21 protein-coding genes, 2 pseudogenes and 1 riboswitch are annotated in these 24,375 nt (G+C 40.2%); of the genes and pseudogenes, 19 read left to right on the top strand and 4 right to left on the bottom strand.

Features of this window, described 5'->3' with window-relative positions:
- Positions 1-5 precede the first annotated feature (5 nt).
- From QSJ37_RS05170 to QSJ37_RS05155, 4 genes are all read left to right on the top strand, one after another.
- Entirely contained in the window at positions 6-515 is a 510-nt protein-coding gene (locus QSJ37_RS05170) for an acetone carboxylase subunit gamma (protein ID WP_062678181.1), read from the top strand.
- A gap of 383 nt (positions 516-898) precedes the next feature.
- Entirely contained in the window at positions 899-3,481 is a 2,583-nt protein-coding gene (gene mutS / locus QSJ37_RS05165) for a DNA mismatch repair protein MutS (protein ID WP_285754212.1), read from the top strand.
- Between the two features lie 13 nt (positions 3,482-3,494).
- Positions 3,495-5,354: a DNA mismatch repair endonuclease MutL gene (gene mutL, locus QSJ37_RS05160; RefSeq protein ID WP_285754211.1), complete on the top strand. Its 1,860-nt coding sequence runs from the start codon at positions 3,495-3,497 to the stop codon at positions 5,352-5,354.
- Between the two features lie 208 nt (positions 5,355-5,562).
- Positions 5,563-5,721, top strand: coding sequence for a hypothetical protein (locus QSJ37_RS05155; protein ID WP_285754210.1), 159 nt, complete (start codon positions 5,563-5,565; stop codon positions 5,719-5,721).
- 599 nt (positions 5,722-6,320) lie between these two features.
- Here the strand turns inward: QSJ37_RS05155 and QSJ37_RS05150 are convergent.
- A complete protein-coding gene (locus QSJ37_RS05150) occupies positions 6,321-6,680 on the bottom strand; it encodes a response regulator (RefSeq protein ID WP_285754209.1) in 360 nt (119 codons plus the stop codon).
- A 106-nt stretch (positions 6,681-6,786) separates the two neighbouring features.
- Positions 6,787-6,876, bottom strand: a riboswitch (cyclic di-GMP riboswitch).
- Between the two features lie 439 nt (positions 6,877-7,315).
- Between QSJ37_RS05150 and QSJ37_RS05145 the strand changes: the two genes are divergently transcribed.
- The 6 genes and pseudogenes from QSJ37_RS05145 to QSJ37_RS05120 all read left to right on the top strand — a co-directional run.
- On the top strand, positions 7,316-7,687 hold the full coding sequence (locus QSJ37_RS05145; RefSeq protein ID WP_285754208.1) for a WGxxGxxG family protein: 372 nt from the start codon (positions 7,316-7,318) through the stop codon (positions 7,685-7,687).
- A 277-nt stretch (positions 7,688-7,964) separates the two neighbouring features.
- Positions 7,965-8,063, top strand: coding sequence for a hypothetical protein (locus QSJ37_RS05140; protein ID WP_285754207.1), 99 nt, complete (start codon positions 7,965-7,967; stop codon positions 8,061-8,063).
- The gene (locus QSJ37_RS05135) at positions 8,041-8,238 is read left to right on the top strand and encodes a hypothetical protein (RefSeq protein ID WP_285754206.1); all 198 of its coding nucleotides are present in this window, start codon (positions 8,041-8,043) and stop codon (positions 8,236-8,238) included. Before QSJ37_RS05140 ends, QSJ37_RS05135 begins: the two co-directional genes overlap by 23 nt.
- A 229-nt stretch (positions 8,239-8,467) precedes the next feature.
- On the top strand, positions 8,468-10,807 hold the full coding sequence (gene helD, locus QSJ37_RS05130; protein WP_285754205.1) for an RNA polymerase recycling motor HelD: 2,340 nt from the start codon (positions 8,468-8,470) through the stop codon (positions 10,805-10,807).
- 934 nt (positions 10,808-11,741) lie between these two features.
- Positions 11,742-12,134 carry a phosphate-starvation-inducible PsiE family protein gene (locus QSJ37_RS05125; RefSeq protein WP_285754204.1) on the top strand — a complete coding sequence of 131 codons (393 nt, stop codon included), beginning with the start codon at positions 11,742-11,744 and terminating at the stop codon, positions 12,132-12,134.
- Positions 12,135-12,277: 143 nt separating this feature from the next.
- Positions 12,278-12,511: pseudogene (locus QSJ37_RS05120) on the top strand (site-specific integrase); the annotation flags it as partial.
- A 479-nt stretch (positions 12,512-12,990) separates the two neighbouring features.
- On the opposite strand, the gene QSJ37_RS05115 reads toward QSJ37_RS05120, so the two are convergent.
- Complete coding sequence (locus QSJ37_RS05115; protein WP_285754760.1) at positions 12,991-13,155, bottom strand: helix-turn-helix domain-containing protein; 165 nt, start codon at positions 13,153-13,155, stop codon at positions 12,991-12,993.
- 69 nt (positions 13,156-13,224) lie between these two features.
- Here QSJ37_RS05115 and QSJ37_RS05110 point away from each other — a divergent pair.
- From QSJ37_RS05110 to QSJ37_RS05085, 6 genes and pseudogenes are all read left to right on the top strand, one after another.
- Positions 13,225-13,353, top strand: a pseudogene (locus QSJ37_RS05110) (ISNCY family transposase); the annotation flags it as partial.
- A 160-nt stretch (positions 13,354-13,513) separates the two neighbouring features.
- The gene (locus tag QSJ37_RS05105; protein WP_285754202.1) at positions 13,514-14,398 is read left to right on the top strand and encodes a YitT family protein; all 885 of its coding nucleotides are present in this window, start codon (positions 13,514-13,516) and stop codon (positions 14,396-14,398) included.
- A 560-nt stretch (positions 14,399-14,958) separates the two neighbouring features.
- A complete protein-coding gene (locus QSJ37_RS05100) occupies positions 14,959-15,441 on the top strand; it encodes a C40 family peptidase (protein ID WP_285754201.1) in 483 nt (160 codons plus the stop codon).
- Positions 15,442-15,815: 374 nt separating this feature from the next.
- Positions 15,816-16,130, top strand: a complete 315-nt coding sequence (locus QSJ37_RS05095; protein WP_062753305.1) for a hypothetical protein — start codon at positions 15,816-15,818, stop codon at positions 16,128-16,130.
- 757 nt (positions 16,131-16,887) lie between these two features.
- Positions 16,888-17,322, top strand: coding sequence for an SRPBCC family protein (locus QSJ37_RS05090; protein ID WP_285754200.1), 435 nt, complete (start codon positions 16,888-16,890; stop codon positions 17,320-17,322).
- Entirely contained in the window at positions 17,322-17,696 is a 375-nt protein-coding gene (locus QSJ37_RS05085) for an ArsR/SmtB family transcription factor (RefSeq protein ID WP_285754199.1), read from the top strand. Before QSJ37_RS05090 ends, QSJ37_RS05085 begins: the two co-directional genes overlap by 1 nt.
- Positions 17,697-18,027: 331 nt before the next feature.
- On the opposite strand, the gene QSJ37_RS05080 is transcribed toward QSJ37_RS05085, so the two are convergent.
- A complete protein-coding gene (locus tag QSJ37_RS05080) occupies positions 18,028-19,383 on the bottom strand; it encodes an arsenic transporter (protein ID WP_285754198.1) in 1,356 nt (451 codons plus the stop codon).
- 279 nt (positions 19,384-19,662) lie between these two features.
- On the opposite strand from QSJ37_RS05080, the gene QSJ37_RS05075 reads away from it, so the two are divergent.
- Both QSJ37_RS05075 and QSJ37_RS05070 read left to right on the top strand, forming a co-directional pair.
- Positions 19,663-21,486, top strand: coding sequence for an APC family permease (locus QSJ37_RS05075; protein WP_285754197.1), 1,824 nt, complete (start codon positions 19,663-19,665; stop codon positions 21,484-21,486).
- Between the two features lie 303 nt (positions 21,487-21,789).
- On the top strand, positions 21,790-22,797 hold the full coding sequence (locus QSJ37_RS05070; RefSeq protein WP_285754196.1) for a C40 family peptidase: 1,008 nt from the start codon (positions 21,790-21,792) through the stop codon (positions 22,795-22,797).
- A gap of 173 nt (positions 22,798-22,970) precedes the next feature.
- On the opposite strand, the gene QSJ37_RS05065 is transcribed toward QSJ37_RS05070, so the two are convergent.
- Complete coding sequence (locus QSJ37_RS05065) at positions 22,971-23,426, bottom strand: HIT family protein (RefSeq protein WP_285754195.1); 456 nt, start codon at positions 23,424-23,426, stop codon at positions 22,971-22,973.
- Between the two features lie 315 nt (positions 23,427-23,741).
- Here QSJ37_RS05065 and QSJ37_RS05060 point away from each other — a divergent pair, with 315 nt between their 5' ends.
- On the top strand, positions 23,742-24,371 hold the full coding sequence (locus QSJ37_RS05060; protein ID WP_285754194.1) for a YhbD family protein: 630 nt from the start codon (positions 23,742-23,744) through the stop codon (positions 24,369-24,371).
- The last annotated feature ends 4 nt before the right edge of the window (positions 24,372-24,375 follow it).

The raw sequence follows: 24,375 nt of genomic DNA, 5'->3' as shown, positions 1-24,375 counted from the left end.
AAAATATGGAAAAATACGATAAATACGATCGCAAGACGATAGAGGAATTAATCGACGGTACGATAGATTTTGTCAAATTAAAAGAAATGCTCTCCAATTATAAAGACACTGACCGATTTGACAAATATATTAGCATCCTTCAAGAAAGGGTGCCGTGGGATGATCCGATTTTGCTTCCGGCCGGCCTTCATCTCTATATTGTTCAAAAGCCGGATGGCCGGCGCATCGTAAAATGCGATTGTGGATATGAATTTTGCGAGGCAAGCGACAACTGGAAGCTTCATGCGCTCATCTATGTTCGTGATACAGTAGAAAAAATGGCGGAACTGTATCCGAAATTGATGGCGCCAGATCCGGAATGGCAGGTGCTTCGCGAGTACTATTGCCCTGGCTGCGCAACACAGCTTGAGGTAGAAGCGGTGACACCGTGGTATCCGGTCATCAAAGACTTCGAGCCTGATATCGATACATTCTATAAAGAATGGTTAAAGCGCCCGCTTCCGCAGGCGAAATAAAAATAAAAACAGACGGCGGCGAAAAGCTGCCGTCTGTTTTTATGCATTGCATTTTCTGAAATGGAATGCAAGAGAGAAGCTCATTATTGGAAAGGTGGACATAGGAGCCGCCGGACTGCTTAACGCTTTAGCGATGCCAGAATTTGAACTTTCTCTTTTTCTTCTTTAAAATATGTTATAATGAAACGTGTTGAAACGCAGATGCATTAATGTATTCAAAAAATCTCCATATTGGTTCGAAACTAGATACATAGATGAAAACAAGATTTTGCGAAATTTAGCGGCTTTATGTTGATGGCGATACACGGATTGAAACGCCAAAATGACAGGGTGGCCGCTAATTTTATTGATAAAACGTAAATTTGCAAGGTTGGAGGAGAACGATGGCTACATATACGCCGATGATTCAGCAATACTTGGACATTAAGGCACAATATCCGGATGCCTTTTTATTTTTTCGCCTTGGCGATTTTTACGAAATGTTTTTTGACGACGCGATCAAAGCGGCGCAGGAACTGGAAATTACGCTGACAAGCCGCGATGGCGGTGGCGAAGAGCGGGTGCCGATGTGCGGCGTTCCGTATCATTCGGCGCAAGGATATATTGAACAGTTGATTTCAAAAGGATATAAAGTCGCGATTTGCGAACAAGTCGAAGACCCAAAAACGGCAAAAGGGGTCGTCCGCCGCGAAGTCGTTCAGCTCATTACCCCTGGAACAGTGATGGAAGGGAAAGGGCTGTTAGATAAAGAAAACAACTACTTGGCGACGGTGACCATGTTTGATGATGGTACGTATGGTTTTGCTTATACGGATTTATCAACAGGGGAAAATCGCATAACTCTTCTTGCTTCATTGGATGATGTGATGAATGAGCTGTATGCGATCGGTACGAAAGAAATTGTCATTTCTTCTCAATTTCCAGAACAGTATCAGCAGCTATTAAAGGAACGCTATGATGTGACGATTTCATACGAGGATGAGACAGTGATTCCTGAAGGATTTACGTCGATCGTCGAAGCGCTTCAGCAAGATAAGCTAAAAACGACGTTCGGCCGTCTGCTTCATTACATTATTCGCACACAAAAACGACGCCTCGATCATATGCAGTCTGTTCAAGTGTATCAAGTCGATCATTATATGAAAATCGATTTGTATTCGAAGCGAAATTTGGAATTAACTGAGACAATCCGTTCCAAAGGGCGGAAAGGCTCGCTGTTGTGGCTTCTTGATGAAACAGTGACGGCAATGGGCGGACGGTTGCTGAAACAATGGCTTGATCGCCCGCTTTTGGATCGCAAACAAATCGAACGGCGCTTGCACATGGTCGAAACACTGATCCATCATTATTTTGAACGGCAGGAGCTGCGCGAACGTCTTCGCGAAGTGTACGACGTCGAGCGCCTCGCTGGCCGCGTTGCCTACGGAAATGTAAACGCGCGCGATTTAATTCAACTGAAAAAATCGCTTCAGCAAATCCCGGCGTTAAAAGATATTGTTGAAAACCTCTCGGATGATGAAGCGAAGCAGCTTGCCGACAAACTCGATCCATGTTCGGAACTTGTCGATCTGTTAGAGCGGTCGATTCAAGAAAATCCGCCGTTGTCTGTCAAAGAAGGAAACATCATTAAAGACGGGTATAACGAAACGCTTGATCGTTATCGCGATGCAAGCCGCAATGGAAAAGCATGGATTGCCCAGCTAGAAAGCAAAGAACGGGAATTAACCGGGATTAAATCGCTAAAAATCGGCTATAACCGCGTGTTCGGTTATTACATTGAAGTGACGAAGCCGAATCTTCATTTGTTGCCAAAAGGGCGTTATGAGCGAAAACAAACACTAGCAAACGCTGAACGTTTTATTACCCAGGAATTAAAAGAAAAAGAAGCGCTCATTTTAGAAGCGGAAGAAAAAAGCATCGAACTAGAATACGAATTGTTTGTGGACATTCGCGAACGCGTAAAACAATATATTCCGCGTTTGCAATCATTAGCGAAAACGATTAGCGAACTTGATGTCTTGCAGTCGTTTGCAACCGTAAGCGAAGAGCGTCATTACGTAAAACCGCAGTTTTCCGATAATCGTGAGCTGATCATTCAAGCGGGCCGCCATCCAGTAGTGGAAAAAGTGCTTGGGGCGCAAACGTATGTACCGAACGATTGTTATATGAATAAAGAGCGGGAACTGTTGTTAATTACGGGACCGAATATGTCCGGAAAAAGCACGTACATGAGGCAAATTGCCCTTACTGCCATTATGGCGCAAATTGGCTGCTTTGTACCGGCAGATAAAGCAGTGCTCCCAATTTTTGATCAAGTGTTTACGAGAATTGGTGCGGCGGATGATTTAGTATCTGGGCAAAGTACGTTTATGGTCGAAATGCTCGAAGCGCGCAATGCGATCGTTCACGCGACACAAAACAGCTTAATTTTGTTTGATGAAATCGGACGCGGCACGTCCACGTACGATGGGATGGCATTGGCACAAGCGATCATCGAATACATTCATGATCATATTGGCGCGAAAACGTTATTTAGCACGCACTATCATGAATTAACGGATCTGGAGCAATCGCTTGCCAAGCTGAAAAACGTTCATGTGAGAGCCGTTGAGGAAAATGGAAAAGTCGTGTTTCTTCATAAAATTGAAGAAGGACCAGCCGACCAAAGTTACGGCATTCATGTTGCTGAGCTTGCTGAGCTTCCGGCTTCTCTCATACAGCGCGCCAAAGAAATTTTAGACGAGCTTGAGCAGCAAGAACAGCGAAAAGAACAGCCAAGCGGCAAGAACGAGGCGGTCTTCGAACAACTCAGCATGTTTGCCGAAGAGCAGCCTTCAAAAGAAGAATCCCATCTATCGAAAAAAGAGAAAAAGGCGGTTGAGGCATTAAAATCGGTCAATTTGTTGGAAACAACGCCGCTTGAAGCGTTAAACAAATTATACGAAATTCAAAAACTATTAAAGTAAAGGAGGCATAGCGATGGGAAAAATTCGTAAGCTCGATGACCAATTGTCCAATAAAATCGCCGCGGGGGAAGTCGTCGAGCGTCCTGCCTCCGTCGTTAAAGAGCTCGTTGAAAACGCGATTGACGCCAATAGCACCATTATTGAAATTGAATTAGAAGAAGCAGGACTAACGAAAATTCGCGTCATCGATAATGGGGACGGAATGGAAGAAGATGATTGCCTCGTTGCTTTTGAAAGGCATGCGACAAGCAAAATTAAAGATGAGCACGATTTGTTTCGCATCCGCACGCTTGGCTTTCGCGGCGAAGCGCTGCCGAGCATCGCCTCCGTCTCGGAAGTTGAGATGAAAACAAGCACGGGAGATGGTCCAGGGACGAAAGTGGTTCTAAAAGGCGGAAAACTCGTTGTACACGAACGGACAACAAGCCGCAAGGGAACCGATATTACCGTATCTAACTTGTTTTTCAACACCCCGGCCCGTTTAAAATATATGAAAACGATTCATACCGAGCTTGGCCATGTCACCGATGTTGTCAACCGCCTTGCCATGGCGCATCCTGATATTTCGTTTCGCCTGCGCCATCACGGGAAGCAGCTGCTTTACACGAGCGGCAACGGCGATGTGCGCCATGTGCTTGCCGCGATTTACGGCATGGATGTCGCGAAAAAAATGATTCCAATTCAAGCGGAATCGCTCGATTTTACCGTTCAAGGCTACATTTCGCTTCCTGAAGTGACGCGCGCTTCGCGAAATTACATTTCCACGATCGTCAACGGGCGATATGTGCGCAACATTCCGCTCGCAAAAGCGATCGAAGCGGGATATCATACACTGTTGCCGATCGGCCGCTATCCGGTTGTATTTTTATCGATTTCGATGGATCCGATTTTAGTCGATGTCAATGTCCACCCGGCGAAATTAGAAGTACGTTTCAGCAAAGAAGCGGAATTAAACGAACTCGTCACCCAAGCGATTCGCCAGGCTCTTCAAGCGCGGACGCTTATTCCTGAGATGACGATCAAGCAAAAAGAAACTCCAAAACCAAAAGCAGAACAAACGGCTTGGACGTTTGAACATGTCGTTAAAGAACCATTTGTTTCTCCACTTGTTCATGTAGATGAACCAAAACAAGTAGATGAGCCAAAACAATCAAGTCCAGTGGAAGAACAGAAGGAGGAAATCCCTTCGTTTTTGCCGGCAGTGGAATCAAAACAAAATGATGTCGATGATGAATTAGTCGAAATAGACGAACAAACGGAATCATCAGACGAACAAGAGCATGTGAATGACCGGCTTCCGCCGCTTTATCCAATCGGGCAAATGCACGGAACGTACATTTTGGCGCAAAATGAGAGAGGGCTTTACATCATTGACCAGCATGCTGCCCAAGAGCGCATTAAGTATGAATATTTTCGCGAAAAAGTTGGCGAAGTAATAAACGAAGTGCAGGAATTGCTTGTTCCGCTTACGTTTCATTATCCGACAGATGAATATGTGTTAATTGACGCACATCGTGAAGAATTGGCGAAATGCGGCGTCTTTTTAGAACCGTTCGGGCACAATACGTTCATCGTCCGCTCCCACCCATCGTGGTTTCCAAAAGGGGAAGAAGCGGAGATTATTGAAGAAATGATCCAGCAAGTGATCGATATGAAAAAAGTCGATATTAAGCAGCTTCGCGAAAAAGCAGCAATTTTAATGAGCTGCAAACGTTCGATTAAAGCGAACGAGTATTTGCGCGATGATGAAATCTTCGCACTCTTGGAATCATTGCGCAAAACTACCGATCCATTCACCTGCCCGCACGGCCGCCCAATCATCATCCATTTTTCCACGTATGAGCTGGAGAAAATGTTTAAGCGGGTAATGTAAACATAAAAGCGCAACGCCTTGTTCCATCAAGGTGTTGTGCTTTATTTTTCCGTTTGCCCTGTTTGTAAGCACAAATTACTTTACGGATTGCTTTCTGGGGAATTGTGTATGCAAGCAAAAATACAGTAATTTGTTGTTCCGGAAGGGCGAACAGTAGATTAGGTAACGAAACAAAAGAGTAATTATGTTTCCAAAGAGGTGATAACGAATGAACGATAAAGAGCGGTTGAATGAAATTATAATTCGCTACAAGACTGTTAAACCGTTTGAATTTTATAACGACATCGGTGTTATCGCGATGGATGAAAAGGAGAAAGATTGGCTCATTGAACAAGCGAAGAAAGCTGTGATATCTGAAGATTATTAGACCAACAACGAGCAATTAAAAAGAGAATTCAAAAATTTCTTTGGCTCTGTTGAGGTAATCAAAGCAAAACGGATTGAGGTAGATAGAAAAATTAAGGACTTTACGAAAAGGGTTTATCGAGCGTTTCCGTGGGTTTTTCTTTAAGGAGCAACTAGAGAGTATGCGAGTAGCTTTTAGAAACAAAATAGCGAGTGGTGAGAACGTGCAGCAACTCATGATTTTTGATTTTCTTGAAGAAGTTGTCGAGAATGAATCGAGATATACCTTTGATAACGAAAAGGGATCATCGATGCAATGCGGGGGAATTTTGATTCCCCCGTTGGAACAAAGAACAAGGTCATTATGATTCTGTTTGTGCGCATTGCTTTTCAACTAAAGAACGTTTTTATCCAGCGAACATGTGTCAAAGATGCGGCTGCACAACGAACGTCTATCAAGTATGGCTGTACGACTATAACGCGGAAAATGTATGCAAATATTGCATAAGACAGGACATGTTGCTTTCGAAATTTTTTAAGCCGTCAATAAAAGAAGTAATCTGAAGTAAACAAAATAGCAAGGTGAGTTTCAAAAAAGAACTTCTATAAAGAAGCGCATAATTACCTAAATAAATTATTTAAAGCCGGAATTAATTTGTTAAAATAAGGCTTGATTATGAAATCCTTAGCGCCTATTTGAAGAGCATCAATAATGAAACTTTTTTGCCCCATCGATGAACAAATTATTACTTTTGCTTTTGGATCAAATTTTAAAATATTTTTTAAAGCATCTAATCCGTTCATAATAGGCATCATTAAGTCAAGTATAACAATGTCAGGTATTTTTTCTTTGTAAAGAGATACAGCATTACTACCATCAGAAGCTTCAGCGATAACTTGGTAGCCATTAGCGGTTAAGAGATTCTTTAATAAGTTTCTCATAAACATTGAATCATCAGCAACTAATACAGTTTTATACATTTAAACCACCTTTGACTAAAAAAGTAAATATATATCCTTAAAAATGTGCATAAGACAGTGCGCCTAATAAGGAACCTTTTAAAAAATTACAATGATTTTTCATGGGAAAGACAACTGGCTGGCATGTCTATTGAAAATAGATTTAGCTCCTTTCGCTTTGCGTTTTACCCTTTCGAGTAGTTTGGTGATGCAATATTAAATTTTTGTATATATTTGTCGAAACTTGTCTAATAATCTAAAGAAATATTAACAAGTTTTATAGTTAAATTTACATAGGAAAAATCGATTATTTTTTGATGTTGAAAGTTATTAAATAGTACTATTGATCTATTAAACAAAAAATATTCAGAATGGTAGTTATGTTTTCCAAGAAGGGGGGAGATGAGAGAAATTAAGCTTCAAGTACTCGTTTAAAGAGTCCTTATAACGCGACGGTTATCATTGAGGAGAAATAATCAAAAAAGGAACAAGGTCATTCTATAGAAATACGATTCTTTAAGCGGGCAGATTGGCCTTGTTCCATTAAAATTATTTCCGCTATTGAAGTGTCTGATACAAAAAATAAAAAAAGCCAGGACTTCTCCCAGCTTAGAAAAGAGGGGTCAATTACATTATAACACACGGGAGAGGTCCGAGTGGGCAAACGGTTTTATCAACTTTCTTTTTTGCATGACACGGACGGAGAAAAAACAAAAGAAGCAGTCGAGGCAGCACTTGAAAAATATCGCATGTATATGTTGACGGTTGAGGTTAAAACCGCGTTTAAAAAAATTCTACATTTATTTTGTGCTCTATCAGTTACATTAATGCTTTGTGGGATAGCTTATGCTCTAAATAACAACATTGACATCGATAACAATACAAACAAAATAACTCACATGGCTCAAAATACGGACGTTGCTGATAACGATGGTGATAATGATGACGATACAGATTGGGGTTGGATTGGTTTAGTTGGTTTAGCAGGACTGTTAGGGTTGAGAGGAAGAAATGACAGAAGAGATTAGAACCAATAATTAATTTTTCTGATAGAAAAATGAAAGAAAAATGACAGAAAGATGATAGAAAGATGACAGATTATTTTGTTTCGGACATGCTATGATTGTATCGTGGAATATGTTGAAGCAGGGCGTCACTCCGATGATATGATCCCCTTATAGTAGACAGAAAAAAGAAAGCCAATTAATCTGTCTACTATGGAGGGGATTTTTCTATGGGAAAATACGAAAAACATATGATGCAAAGTTTAAAAAGAAAGCTGTGGATTTATATTTGAAAGAGGGCATGAGCCATAAACATAAAATGGCGGTGAAAGAATTAGGGATTGATGAGTCCATGGTACGTCGATGGGTGAAACGCTATGAAATCGAAAGGACCAAATAAAGGAAGAACGAGAACTCGTCCGGAAGATCCTGAAACAAAAATCAAACGCCTTGAGGCGGAAGTAGAGATGCTAAAAAAGCTCTTAATTGATATGTTCTCTGAAGGATTTTTCAATAAATATGATTTATCTAGCCTTAGTTTAACTGATCGTATATTTGGATATCATTTTTTGTGAGTCATTTGTCTTGTTAAATAGGGGTTTTCTTCCTTTTAAATTGCAACAAGTACGATCCAATCATAGCGGCTGTAGTGTTAAATATATTGATAAAATAGAGAAACTATGATAAATTAGTGTAGAAACACATTTTATTCATAAATATAAAAATAATACCCCTATTATAATTATAAAACATAATTTCCCTTCAGTCAATCCCAATTTTTTATTTTTTGAAGGAGTGATTGAAATGACAGAACTTCGGCGGGAGCAAGAACGATTGAACAGCATAATGGAGATTATTGCGAAGCAAATCGGCATGCTCGAAGACGAAACCCTCCGGCGCCGGAAAGAAGTGATTGATATCCGCAAACACTTTTGGGATGACGTCAAGGTTAATATAGATACCTTCGACGATTTTCTTGAGACGATCATCAGCTTGAGACAACAAGCTCAGGCCCTGTCCGTAAGCCAAAGCACCCATAGACAAGCCTTCAAGAGGTTGTTCACACTGCGCCGCATGCAGGAGGTGCCTTATTTCGGCCGAATCGATTTCACTGAAGAAGGGACTTCAACTGCTGAACGAATCTATATCGGCATCTCCACGCTCACGGATACAAGCGGAGAGAACATTCTTATCTACGACTGGCGGGCGCCGATCTCGAGTATCTACTACGATTACCCTCCCGGTCCGGCCGAATATGCTACGCCCGAAGGCGTAATCCGCGGCATGCTGGAGAAAAAGCGGCAATATATCATCCGCGGCGGTGTTATCAAATCGATGTTTGATACCAGTCTCACCATTGGAGACGAGATTTTACAGCAGGTGCTTAGCAAAGGCGCAGACAAATATATGCATAACATCGTGGCCACCATTCAACGGGAACAAAACCGGATCATCCGGCATGATCGTGGGCGGATGCTCATTGTGCAAGGCCCCGCTGGCAGCGGCAAGACGTCTGCCGCCCTGCAGCGGATCGCTTATTTGCTCTACAAGTATCGGGACAGGCTGAAAGCCGATCAAATCATTCTATTTTCACCTAATTCGATATTCAACAGCTACGTATCCAATGTGTTGCCTGAACTTGGCGAAGAGAATATGCAGCAGGTCACATTCCAGGAGTACTTGAACCATCGGCTGAGCAACGAATTTCAAGTAGAGAGTCCTTACGAGCAATTGGAATATGTACTGACTGCATCGGATGACCCTTCATACCGGACTAGGATTGAGAGCATTCGATTCAAGGCATCGACACGTTTTTTCGAGGCGATCAAAACATACTGGAAGTTGCTGGAACACTCCGGCATGCTATTCAAAGATATTATTTTCAGAGGTAAGCCGATCGTCACCGCCAAACAAATCGAGGAAAGGTTTTATAGCAGCGACACCTCGCTCCGCTTTCACAACAGACTTGAGAAGTTGAAAGATTGGCTAAACAAGCAAATAGATGAAGCTGAGAAGCTTGAGCGGACCAAGCCATGGGTGCAGGAAGAAATCGAGCTGCTTAGCAACGAGGATTACCATAAGGCTTATACCCATTTACGGAAAAAACGCCGCTTCAAAGGAGAATCGTTAAACAATTATGAGAACGAGATCGAAGCGCTAGGCGAATTGATCGTCCGCCAAAAATTGAAGCCGTTGCGCAAACGGATCCGGACGCTCCGTTTCATTGACTTTAAGGGAATATACAAACAGCTTTTCGCCGATCCAACGCGGATCAAACTGTGGATGGAGGGGGAAACACCCGAGGAGTGGGAGGATATTTGCCGATTGACTGTGAAAATGCTAGACGAAGGCAAACTGTTTTACGAAGATGCAACTCCGTTTTTATTTTTGAAAGATCTGATTCAAGGCTTTCAGACGAACATCTCGATCAAACACGTGCTTGTAGACGAAGCGCAAGATTATTCTCCGTTTCAATTCGAGTATTTGAAATGTTTGTTCCCTTCGGCAAGGATGACCGTGCTCGGCGACTTTAACCAGGCGATCTTCGCCCATGCCAGCGAAATGACCGATTTTCACACACTTACCAGATTATACGGACCGGATGAAACGGATGCGATCACCTTGACCCGCAGCTACAGATCCACAAGACCGATCGTCGAATTTACGCGCGGGCTTGTGCCCGGCGGCGAACGGATTACTGCTTTTGAACGCGACGGCGATAGACCTGTGCTGACGAGAGTGTCCGATCAAGCCGAACTGCACCGCGGCATTGCTTCCAAAATCTCAGAATTGCGGAATCGGGGGTATAATACGATTGCGATTATATGCAAATCCGCTGCGGAAAGTACAGCTGCATACGAAGCACTGAGCAATGTTGAAGAAATTAAGCTTGTGAAGAGTGGATCTACTGAATATGAACAAGGTGTTGTCGTCATACCGGCGTACTTGGCCAAGGGCATCGAATTCGACGCCGTCATCATTTATAACGCATCGGCGCAAGTATATGGCGATGAGAGCCTGCGCAGATTGTTCTACACCGCCTGCACCCGGGCTATGCATTACCTGCAGCTTTACAGTGTAGGCGAACCGAGCCCCTTTTTGCGCAACGTTGAGCCGGGGAGTTTACTTTTGATCCAGAGTTAACACGTGACTGGTCTGGAGTCTTAAATGTATCACTGTAATTAAATTTTGTCGGCGGCGGTCGAATTCAACGTGATAAGAAGAAAGAGGTCCATGCCATTACAGAATAAAGGTTGAGCAACATGACATAAGCCGGAGCGCAAGTGTAGCAGCTGCACACGTCGTTCCGGCTTATTCCGTTTCAGTGGAACAACTGCCTCCGGGTAACTCCTAGCTGGTTGGTTGCTTTCAAGGCTTTCCATACTTCCATAAGGACCGATACATTCTGCAGCAATCTTCAACAATCGGACGCTTGAGTTGATGAAGGTATCCCTTCTGGTACTGCATCTGATTTATGAAGCAACATAGGCTTCAGAGGCTGGTTTAACACGCGATCCCCTCCATGCTTCCACAATACCATTAAGAAAATAACCATCAATATGAGAGTGATGGCAAAAATATAACATATATTTTTATATAACAGTAGTTGCATTTAGTCATCTGTTATAATACAATACTAACAAAAAATAAATATTCGGAAAATTTTTTGAAGGTTCGTTCGACTTGAATGAGCGTCTTGTATCCGGTTACCACGTCGGCTGAGGATAAGTCGGTATTCGTCTTAATCAGGAACTTCCCATTCCGTAACACCTCCTTGGCTATGTTGCTACATTGCGATGAAACGTTAAGGTTTGTCCATCATAATCGACCTCGAATAGGCTTGCATGTTCTTTCGGGTCAGGATTTCCGCGACCTTTACGATGGTATTTTTCGGATCGAGTTTTCTTCCCCGTTTACCAGGTTTGATGAGACATTCAGTATAGTGCTCTTTTAATTTTTTAGAGATGAGGTTTGTAACACCAAAAATGGTCCTTAACTGTCAAAGGTGAGTTATAATCCTCATTTCTCACTTTTTGAATTCGTTGATATATTCTTTAAAGAAAGCGAGGTAATGGAGATGAATGTAAAATCCCTCGAACAAGTATTTACCCAGACAGTAAAATTTTTCGAATGGCTGCTAGCGGGAATCATTATTGTAGCGGTAATTGCAGAAGGAACAATGCTCGTCCATGATCTATTCAGCTACATCATGGAAGGGGAAATCATGGAGAAATTTCAGGATTTTTTAGCTCATGCACTCTTGTATATTATTGGATTAGAGGTTGCACTTATGCTCATCAAGCACGATATGACACTCGTCATCGATATAATCATTTTTGCCATTGCCCGTAAGATGATCATCTTGAATGTGCATATGTGGGAGATTCTAGTCGGAATCTTAGCCATCTTTATCCTCTACTACCTTAAATGTTACGGACTGAGTTGCCGCTTTTTCCCCAACCGACCTTAATTTTTAACAATCAGAGTTAATTTTTTTCACAGCGTAAACGTTCCGAATTCATAGGATCAAATTTTTTACATTTACTCGTTCAACGTCAGTTCGCTTTTTAGCTCTTTGTAACTCTGATAGATTTTGAGCAATAAATTCAATTAAAAACTAGTAAGTTTTCGGTCAGGGGCATCCAGCGAATAATTGAAAGCTACAGCCTGCCGAATAAAAAACTTACGCTCTATACGTTTTGGCAGTGAATGCTGAAGGTCACGGAACAACGACATTGAAAAAGTACGGCGGCTTGCCGACATAGCAATATCGCCACGACATCTCGATACTTAAAAGACAGCTATAGTGATTTGGCGGATGCGGTGGAGGCGTTGCTGAAATTTTAACAAAGTTGGTTGTGCATAGGTGTACCGATAACAATTGGTCTAACAATTGGTCCAGTACGGCCATGGCATCTTTGAATCTTTCTTCGAAGATTGCTATGGTCTTTGGCGTTTTCTTATCCCATTAGCCAGCACTTACTCCAGTTAAAGATAGTCAAATCGCTGGCGTCTGCTTAATTGAGTGATTCAAAAAAATTTTTATTTTTCATATTTCACTATTTGTTCATTTAATGGTAAAATAATCAAGCCTAGGTCAACTTCCTCACTTAAATACTGTAGGTGAGGAACTAAATGAATGAGAATGCTTTTATAAATTTGATTCATTTGATAATGGATATTATTACAGCGATGATAGAAACTCAAAATATTATGGTGGAATAGGAGATTGCCAAATGTTACCCCTCCTACTACCACCATTTTTGAAAGGATTATTACTTATAAAAAATGTCAACAATAACATCCTATAAAATATCCCCATTTTATTATCCTTGAGTGTCTTCGTCACTTTTGTATTCTAAAATATCCCCAGGTTGACAATCTAGTGCCTTACAAATAGCTTCTAAAGTTGAGAATCTAATAGCTTTTGCCTTTCCATTTTTCAATATAGAACGTGTTGCAAAACGCATAACGAATGCATAAATGCACATAAAAAATCCACCACCTTGGAAATCATATACAGTGACCAAAAAACAACTCTCCAAGGGGTGGACACTATCATGATTTCCCATTTAAACAACGAACATGCATGGTCTTACGAAATGGATCCACTTTTAGCATCCTTATTTCGATATATTGACTCTCTGTCGTTGCCAGAAACACCGTATGTGACAGGAAGGCCGCCAGTGTTTGGATAATTATACTATATAGTTATTAAACAGTTTAGTAAAATTTGTTGCGTTAGGGGAGAGGAAACATAATATGCACAATCATGAATTTAACGAAGCATCTGCTTTTGTTATAATAAAAAAATGTACAGAGTCATTTTATAGAAAAAGGAGGAAAAACATGACTGAATTGAGCAAGGTGCAGATTCAACATCAACGGTTATCTAGAGCTAAAATCATTAAAAGAGCAACTGCTATTTTCATCGGGGCTGTTTTAATGGCAGTAGGACTTGAAATCTTTTTAGTCCCTAATAACGTTATCGATGGGGGCATAACAGGCATTTCAATTATGCTTTCTCATATTACGGGTTTTCGTCTTGGAATTTTTATTTTTCTTTTAAACCTTCCGTTCTTTTTTATGGGTTATAAACAAATTGGAAAAACTTTTGCTATCTCCACATTGTTTGGGATTATCGTTTTATCCATTTTTACCTCTCTGTTTCATCCTATTCCAGCCTTCACAGACGACCTCTTATTAGCTACCATTTTTGGCGGAATGATTCTAGGTACGGGCGTAGGTCTTGTCATTCGTTATGGCGGCGCTTTGGATGGTACAGAAATACTCGCTATACTCATGAACAAAAAACTCCCTTTCTCTGTTGGCGAGATCATCATGTTTTTTAATATTTTTATTCTTGGTACTGCTGGGTTTGTTTACACTTGGGATAGAGCAATGTATTCAATTTTAGCCTATGCGATTGCTTTTAAAACGATTGATGTTGTCATTAAAGGATTAGATGAATCGAAGTCGGCATGGATTATTAGTGATAATCCTGTAGCCATTGGGAATGCTATCATGAACCGATTAGGGCGCGGTGTTACATATTTGAGCGGAGAAGGAGCATTCTCTGGTGACGGTAAAAAAGTGATATTTTGTGTGATTACTCGTCTTGAGGAGGCCAAACTTAAAGAAATCGTCGAAGAAAATGACCCAAATGCTTTTTTAGCTATAGCAGATATGGCTGAAGTACGCGGTGGACGTTTTAAGAAAAGAGATATTCATTAAGGTGTCTTTTTCTAAATTATAATGGAAAAAAATTTAATATGTCCAAAAACGAGAGCGTGAGGACACTGATTGTGCAGAGTAGCATGGCTATCTCTGTATGGTTGGTGTCCTCTTTTCTTTTTAAAGATGGAAGGAATGTGCCATGAGAACATTCAGCAGCAATTGCAAAAATGGCTTAAAGACAAATAAGGTTATGCACCGAGCGGATAAGTATAAGAAAGAGCCCAAAACAAAACGTCTAAAAGTACGACTAACAAAGCGCGAATTAAAAGAGTTAAAGGGTGGGTATTAATCGACCTGTTTATCGTTGTGCTAAAATCATTCAGAAGTTTTCGTACAAAACACACTGTTTTTCTAATAACACAATAAATTTTTTGAAAACTCCTTTTTTCTTTGCATAATTATATTTCAATCAATCCATATTATCTAAAGAAAATATGATTTTGTTAGGAGCATTCCTTCTGCATAGCCTCAAAAATTTTTTTACCTTAAGGAATCAAAATGATTAATCTCCATATATTTGAAATTGAAGTTCATTTTCTAATCTAAGGGGGGCAGAGATGAGCATAAGTTTATCGGTTTCAAAATGGTTATTGACAGTTTTATCAATTTTATCTTTAGCGGCGGCATTTATCTTTGGTACGGTTTCCAATGCATCAGCAACGATTAACTATGGGGAGGAAGTCGCGGCAGTAGCAAAGGATTATGTAGGAAGCCCTTATAAATATGGGGGTACAACACCAAAAGGATTTGATGCGAGTGGTTTTACTCAGTATGTGTATAAAAATGCAGCAACAAAAATGTCTATTCCGCGAACGAGTGCCGAACAGTATAAAATCGGCAAATTTGTTAAACAAAATGAGTTGCAACAAGGCGATTTAGTGTTTTATGCAACAGGGGCAAAAGGAAAAGTATCCTTTGTGGGAATTTATTATGGAAACGGTACGTTTATTGGTGCAACATCAAAAGGTGTAAAAGTTGTTAAAATGAGTGATAAATATTGGAAAGACCGATATATAGGTGCTAAGCGAGTCATTAAGTAAATAAAAGGCTATATAAAGCTTCTTGTTAATTGGCAGAAAAGCGGCAGACTTTTAGTGGATATTTTGTTTGAAGCAGGGCGTCACTCCGATCGGGGTGGCGCTTTTATTTTTAGGATAAAGCATGGAGTTTTATAAAGAAGCGAACGAAATGGAGTTTTCTGAATAAACTGGCTAAAAAAGAATAAGTCCAAACTTAGTGAAGAGTATTATGGCAAACTTGAAAAGGAAAAAATATTTGTATGGATAAAAAATGGAGAAGCAAGTGATCCATCACTGGATATTATTCAGTCATTTCGTGTTTTATCAAATGCTGTTGGCAAATATATACAAGAGCAAACACAATAGCAATTTTTTGTTAATTAAGGGTGATAAGTATGGAAAAATTAAAAATCGGCGATTGGGTTTATTATGCAGGGGATGAATATCAATTAGAGGGTGCATTGGGTTATGTTGATCGAGTTGTTGATTCTTATTGTGTTGTCGAATTTATACAAGACCGCAAAGGGAAACGATTAAAAAGGCGAAAAAGTTGCTCGATAGGGGAATTAATCCCGGCCAAAAGTAAGTCACCGATGACGAAAGAGGATTTTGATACATTGATGGATTTGGCGCTGGCGACCAAAGATTTTGAATGGTGTAAACAGTTGCTCGAACAGTTGAAAGGGCAAAAAAGCGGCAAAGTAGGTTGATTTCATTAGGCACAAATTTGTCATTCAAAGCGAAAGCCACGATAAAAATTTGTTGGAAGAACTACACAGGTGCAAGCTCGTTGGCCATATGGATGGGTAGATAAAAATCATTGTAAATTAGTCAGTTGATATGGATAAGGAAACAAAACGACCGTTTTGTTTCCGAGGAGGGAACAGGATGAGAAAAATTAAGTTTCAAGAAATTGCTAAAGGCTCTTCCCCAAGAGAATATTTAGAATTCATCAATATATGCAGGACGAAAATGATCCGAATATTTACTGGGAAGAGCCTTCCAGTTTATCTGAACTTGCTGATTTAAGTAATTTTTAGGATGTATACAGGTTTAAAAGACGAGAACAGAGATTTATGCGGGGGATATTGTTAGGTGCGGATTCAGAGGATAGTTGCTGGGGTAAAGTTGGCATCGAGCGGACAAGCATAAGAAAGAACTTAAAACAAAACATCTAAAAGTGCGACTCAGGGGATGTGAATTTAAAGATGCTTCTAAAGTTGATTGGAAAGATAGACCAGATGAATGTCTGGCATTATGGATTTGTAATTATAATTAACCTTGATTGGTTTCATGCCTTTCGAGGTTTCTTTTTTTATTGGAGGATCTTTCGAAGATATTGCTCAATTTCTTGTTCAAGTAACAGGCAGAACAGTTGAAAAAAGATTGACATGCAACCAAAAGGTTTCTTATATTAAAATAGGAAACCAAAAGGTTTCTTATTAATTTAACATGGGGGTATATTATATGCAAGTAAATCATCAAGGCAAAGTTCCAGAAATCCGAAAAACTGCCGTATTTAATGCACCGATTCAGAAAGTGTGGGAAGCAGTAGCAACTTCAGAAGGCATCGCTGCATGGTTTATGCCAAATAATTTTGAGCCGAAGGTTGGGCATGAATTCATTTTGCAGTCACCTTTTGGGCCATCGCCTTGCAAAGTTCTTGAACTCGACCCGCCGAATCGACTTTCCTTTTCGTGGGATACATTCGGTTGGCGTGTTTCTATTGAATTAAAGGAACTAGATGGAAAAACGGAATTTATACTCATTCATTCCGGCTGGGGAGACCCAGACGAAATTATTCCAGGGCCGGGAGAAACACATTCAGTAATAAGAGATCGAATGGACAATGGTTGGGAGTCTCTCGTTAAAGAGAAACTTCGCAAGGTAGTTGAGGCTTAATGTCGGCTGCGCAAAAACATGATATTTTTCAAGCCATCGCTGATCCTACTCGGCGTAAAATACTTAGACTTCTCGCTGATAAGAAATTGCCTGTCACTGTGATAAGCAAGCACTTTCCTATAAGTCGTACAGCTGTTTCTAAACATTTACGCATTCTATCGGAATCGAAACTTGTAAGTGTGGAGAAAGTGGGAAGGGAGAAGCTGTACAAGCTTCAGCCGGAGGCGCTGCTCGAACTAAAAGACTGGCTTTCCTTTTTCGAGAAATTTTGGGACAATAAGATTTCAATGCTTCAACATTTTGTAGAAAACGAAGAAATAGGCAATCTAAACCTTATCATCCCTGAATCCAATAAAGAATCTAAGGATTCATGATAAGAAAACGAAAAACGGTTGGTGCTAACCATTTTGTAGAAATGATTAGGAAAATCTTAATTTCACTAACGGATAGCGATAGTTGAGCAAGACGGATAAAAGAGACCGATTTATTTCGGTCTTTTTTCATTGGTTTGGAACCAACACTGAAATGTAACAAGGCTATTGCTAAAAAAGGGGAGGATAATACATTTACACATCAAACTTTTTTCTTGCCATCAAAATATCCCTCCTGTGTAAAGCTGTATGGCCTTCACACAAGAGGGATAATTACCAGCTGTCGTCATCATCGTTTTTACACAGTCATGATGAATACTAAATGGAGTTTTCATTAGGCAAAAACCATTTGCACCCAATAGAATAGTAAAAACAATGTGACAACGGTTGTGAATGGTATGACAATCAACGAGACGCTTAAATAATCTTTCCATGTTACTTTTATCTTATTTTGTTTTAGGATATGCATCCAAATGAGGGAGGCAAGCGTCCCAATAGGCAATAACAACGATCCCATGTCACTGCCAATAATATTGGCGAGATAGATCGTTTTTAATGTAATAGGATCCAATCCCATTTCCGTCAAGGTGATGGTTCCGATCATTAAAGCGGGATGATTATTAAAGAAGTTGGATAGAACGGACACTAATCCCCCCATGATAAAGCTCGCGTAGAACAATCCCTGGTTTACAATCGGTTCGCATATTTTCACCAGCATCGCTGTCAGCCCCGCATTATGGAGCCCGTAAATAATGACATACATAGAGAAGGCAAAAATAAGAATGTGCCAAGGAGTCTTTTTCAAGATGTCAACGGAATTGGTGCGCAAATGATACCATCTCCATACAAGCAGGATGAATGATCCAAGCACCGCAACGATTTCAATGGGAATAGAGAAATAAGAAGCGACAAAGAGCAGGCAGCGAACCACAAAGACAAACAGCAAGACCTTCAACATAAATTGGGTGCGTTTGCGTTTCGTTTCCACGGAAATGGTGTTCTTCAATGGATGAAAATGTTTAGTAAAAAAGATTCCCTCTATATCATCGGAGAAATTTGGCAATGTTTTTGGCAATTTATTCTTTACCACTACGTACATCAGACAAGACATAAACAACAACCCTAACGTTGCCGGCACAAACATCATGGCCGTGTGCATATAAAGCGTCATATCCACAATATTCAATGCGATTAGATTAACGATATTGCTTACCCCAATCGGCGCGCTGGAAGCTGTTGCGATCAACGCTCCGCTTAAGAGATACGGGATCTGCTCACGCGGTTTTAGCCGGAGGTTTTTTAGGAGTAAAATTAAAATCGGGGTCGTAATCAAGATGCTGCCATCGTTATTGAATAAAAGGGTCATCAAAAAACATAGAAGTTGAATGTACCAATATAGACGATAGCCCGAACCCTTGGCCAAACTGGCAAGCCGCGCGGCTGCCCAGTGGAAAAAACCGAAACTTTCCAAGATGACGGCCATGACAATCGTTGCGATAATGGTAATCGAGGCGCCAGCGATTTTATGGATAATATCCAAAATATCACTGCGGGATACAATGCCTGTTAGTAGAATAATCCCCGCGCCAATCGACGCCGGCCATGCTTCGTTTAAGCCTCTTGGCCTCCAAAAGATGACGAGCATCGTCATGATGAACACGAAAATTGTCATTGGAATTTCGAAACTCATGATTCTTCCTCCTTGTTTTTTTAAGGGTCTGAGCTATTTGACCCTATCAATCGGATTTACCACATTTATATTCATCCCTATCAGAAAGGACTTGGATGATAGACCTAATTTCGCTAATATGTACTCTTGTCTCTCTAGTAAAAATGTACGGTAGAGATTAATGACTATAGATGAATGCATAGAACTATAGATGATCGAAAATAATGAAGCCAAGGCTATTCATTTTCTGAGAAAAATGATAATATTCTTATGGAAATTCTACATACTGGTGGTGCATATATGTTTTCGTCGTTAAAACGATTTTTAATTGGCAGACCGTTGAAATCAACCGAACTGGGAGAGCAAAAGTTAAACAAATTAAAAGCATTGGCTGTCTTATCTTCTGATGCTCTATCTTCGGTTGCGTACGGTACGGAACAGATTTTGCTTGTTCTCGCAACGATTGGAGCGATTGCATTTTGGTATTCCATTCCTATTGCGATTGGAGTTCTTATTCTATTGGTGGCGCTTATTTTATCGTATCGCCAAATCATTTACTCTTATCCGCATGGAGGAGGGGCTTACGTCGTTTCCAAAACGAACTTAGGCATAAATCCGGGGCTCATTGCCGGAGGTTCTTTATTGGTCGACTATATTCTAACCGTGGCAGTAAGTGTGTCCGCGGGAACGGATGCCATTACATCCGCGTTTCCAGTTTTGCATCAATACACAGTAGGAATTGCTATCACAATGGTTGTGTTTATCACAATTCTTAATCTGAGAGGCGTAACCGAATCCGCTACTGTTTTGGCATATCCCGTTTATTTGTTTGTGTTGGCGCTCGTAATTCTCATTATTGTTGGGATTTTTCGTATCGTAAATGGAGAAGTACCGTCTACCTTGCATACACCTATCGGTACTGCGGTGCCTGGAATTACATTATTCTTGTTGCTTCGGGCGTTTGCATCTGGTTGCTCTGCGTTGACAGGGGTAGAAGCGATCTCCAACGCCGTTCCAAATTTCAAGGAACCGGCGGCAAAAAACGCTGCTAAAACGTTAGTGATGATGGGGTTCATTCTCGCTTTTCTATTTGTAGGAGTCACTTTTTTAGCATACTGGTATGGAATTGCTCCAAAAGCAGAAGAGACCGTTGTTTCCCAGCTCGCTTCCGAGGTGTTTGGAAGAGGCTTTATGTATTACTTTATCCAAGGCACAACTGCCCTTATCTTAGTCTTGGCTGCAAATACGGGGTTTTCTGCCTTTCCTCTGCTGGCATATAATCTGGCATCCGATAAATACATGCCAAGAATGTATCTTATCCGCGGTGACCGCTTAGGATATTCAAATGGAATCATCACGCTTGGTCTTGCTTCTATTTTGCTGATTATAGCTTTTAAAGGGCAAACGGAACAGTTAATTCCTTTGTATGCGGTTGGTGTATTCATTCCTTTCACTTTGTCACAAACAGGAATGATTGTAAAATGGGTGCGCGAAAAACCAGCGGGGTGGATACCGAAGCTGCTTACAAACTTGCTGGGAGCGATTATTACACTAACTGTACTGTGCATTTTCTTTATTACAAAATTTACTCAAGTATGGTCTGTGCTTGTATTTCTTCCGATAATCGTATTTGTTTTTCATCAAATCCATAAGCACTATGATGCTGTGGCAGAACAGCTGAGGGTCAATCCAAATGAGATTCCGGATAAAATAGAAGGAAATGTCGTCATTGTACCTGTTGCGGGAATCACAAAGGTAGTGGAGCAATCCTTAAATTACGCCCAAGCCATTGGAGATTATGTATTGGCTGTATACGTGGCATTTGACCGGGAAAGCATGCTTCGAATGGAAGAGAAATGGAAGAAATGGAGGCCGGATGTTCGCCTTGTTACACTAATTTCTTATTATCGCGATCTTATAGCACCAATTTCCAAGCTAGTAGATATGATTGAAAGCAAGGCGGAGAAAAGAAACTATACAGTAACGGTTCTGATTCCTCAATTTATACCGAAAAAGGGATGGCATAACTTTTTGCATAACCAATCCAGCGTTTTGTTGAGATTGTACCTTCTATATAAGAAAAATGTGATTGTCTCAACCGTTCCTTATCGACTTCATAAGTAGAAGTTCATATTCGATTGTAAGCGGGGATGATTACTGAATGATCATCCCCGTTTTTATTAATGGCTTCGTTCAGAGACGGAAGTATTCTTGGTTAAAATGATAAAACTTCTATTTAATCCAAAAATAATAATTACTAGGAAAAAGATACTGAAAACAAAATGATATTTTTAACCTGTAATGTAACTGTAATAGATTTGTAACCACTTCTTATTCTTTTTGTTATAGATTAGCAACTTTTTTTAAATATAATGATTGACGTCAATAGAAACGAATACCAAAAATACATCTGTGGGGGAGCACAAAATGAAAAAATCATTTATTCTTACAGGTACAATCATAAGTTCTTTATTAGCAGGCCAAACTGCTTTCGCTAGTAATTATACCGTCCAAAAAGGCGATACGCTTTGGGGAATATCGAAAAAATACAATACTACTGTAGAAACATTAAAACAAATGAATCATTTAACTTCTGATTTTATTTTCCCTGGCCAAATATTAAAAGTTAACGAAAAAGAAGATACATATGTAGTGAAGGCTGGCGACACCTTAAGTAAAATTGCAAAGCAATTTAATACGACTGTTGCTGCGTTATTAAAGATGAATCCCGAAATTTCTAATCCAAATTTTATTAAGGCAGGCCAAACTATTCGTTTGTCAGGATCAGCTTCAGTTCCTTCTACTAAGGAATCAGGTGCTAGCGGTTATTACATCGTTAAAGAAAGAGATACTCTTTCTGGCATCGCTAAAATGTTTCATACAACAGTTAGTTCATTGCTCGCTTTAAACCCGGAAATTACGGATCCTAATTTTATTCGAGCGGGACAATCTATTAAAGTTACTGGAGAAAAAGCTCCTGCTCAATCTTCCAATCAAAAAACTTCCCCGGGTTCGATGTCTACCACTCCTTCCAATAGCACAAAAGCTGTGAATTCTTCTTTGGCTGATCGAGTCATTCAAATTGGTGAAAAATATTTAGGCGCTAAATATTTATATGGTGCCAGCCCATCTCGCACAGATGCATTTGATTGCTCATCTTTTACTATGCGGGTGTTTGGTGAAGCTGGAATTTCTTTGCCACGCACTTCGACAGCACAATCACAAGCAGGCACGGCGGTTTCTTTCAATCAGCTTCAAAAAGGAGATTTAGTCTTCTTTGATACAGACTTCGATGGAGCGATCAATCACGTTGGAATTTATGCGGGTAACGGCCAAATGTTAAATGCTTCAACTTCTAAAGGCGTTTCTTATACATCGATTAATTCTTCTTATTGGCAAGAACGATTTGTGAAAGCAGTACGTGTAATCAATTAATCTATGAAAAAGAGGCTGACTTCAAAAAGTCGATTCAGCGACTTTTGAGTCAGCCTCTTTTTTGTCAGTCTTATTCAACAAGCGCCCTCGTTCGTTCCATAAAGTTCTCACACGAATGTGATGTTATCTCAATCACGAATGCGGCAAGTAAACAGATAAAAAAGGCCGACATCTTAGTCGGTTTTCTTGCGCTCCCCCTGTCCGCTGGTGAAATAAACTTTATGCTTAAGATAGTCCTGCAAACTTGTTTTCAAATCTGCAAAATCATCTTTATTGACAGTAATTTTGGGCTCGACCCATGAGAAACCATCATCTTTATATCGAGGTATAACATGCATATGGTAATGTTCTACATCTTTAAAAATACCATTGTTTTGCATAATGGTTATTCCGTCAGTTTCGAGTAAAGCCCCAATTGCTATAGCTGCTTTCTGAGCTGCAAGAATAACTTCAATCAAACTTTTTTCATCGACTTCGCTAAATTCTTGGTAATGTTTTTTGGGGACAACTAAAACATGCCCTTTATTGATTGGGAATTTGTCTAAAAAACAACACACCCAGTCGTTTTCATAAATGATATAAGCCTCTGATTTTTTAGATACAATCTGGCAGAAAATGCACGCTTCCATTTTACTCCCTCCCATTTCCTGCATTTATCATTTTTCGATTTTCTTATTGCAATATCCTGCCAGTAAGCACAATAAGGATTCTTGCTTTAACTTTAAGAAAATATTCAAAGCTACCTGACCAGCCATTTTCTGCTTGTCTTTGAATCCCAGTGAGCGATTTTATTTGCTAGTATTTTGCGGCAATCGTCATTTGGAAAAAGTCAAACAAGCTAACTCCTGTTGGTAGCGTCAAAAACATCATGATCAAAAGGCAAATCGAATTTTTGATTTACAACGTAACATTGTTATGTTACATTATATTGCAAGGAGGTGCGTGTGATGGAGGAATTAATCTCGAAAAAAGAATTGCTCGAGCGGACAGGAATCTCTTATGGCCAGCTTTATCGGTGGAAACGGAAAAAATTAATTCCCGAAGAATGGTTTATTCGCAAATCGACATTCACGGGTCAAGAAACGTTTTTTCCAAAAGAAAAAATACTAGCGAGAATCGAAAAAATTAAACAGATGAAAGATGATCTGTCGCTCGATGAACTAGCAAATATGTTTTCGCCGAACCCTGCTGCGATTACTCTCCATAGAGACGAAATTATAAAACGTAACATTGTTTCGGAAATGGCGCTGCAATTGTATATGGAACAAAAAGGAGAACAGCACACTTTTTCCTTTACTGAACTGCTGCAGCTTTATATTCTTGATCAATTGCTGCAAACCGGAGAAATTAGTTTGGAAGAAGGAAAAAGTGTATTCGACGTATTTGAGAAACATTATTCCGCGCTTCAAGGACGAAGTTGTGAATTGCTTTTCCTGCGGAAAATGGGAGTAGCCATATGTCTATTAGTAGCAAGCGGAAATGACGTCTATGTCGAAGAAAGGGCGAAAATCATTGTTCGCCTTCATGTGCCTACTTGCGTAGAGCAATTAAAACTGATGATATCGGAGGGATAAACAG

The organism is Parageobacillus sp. G301, assembly GCF_030268025.1.
Lineage (GTDB): Bacteria > Bacillota > Bacilli > Bacillales > Anoxybacillaceae > Parageobacillus_B > Parageobacillus_B toebii.
Note: the sequence above shows the minus strand (reverse complement) of the source record. Positions and strands in the feature narration are given on the sequence as shown.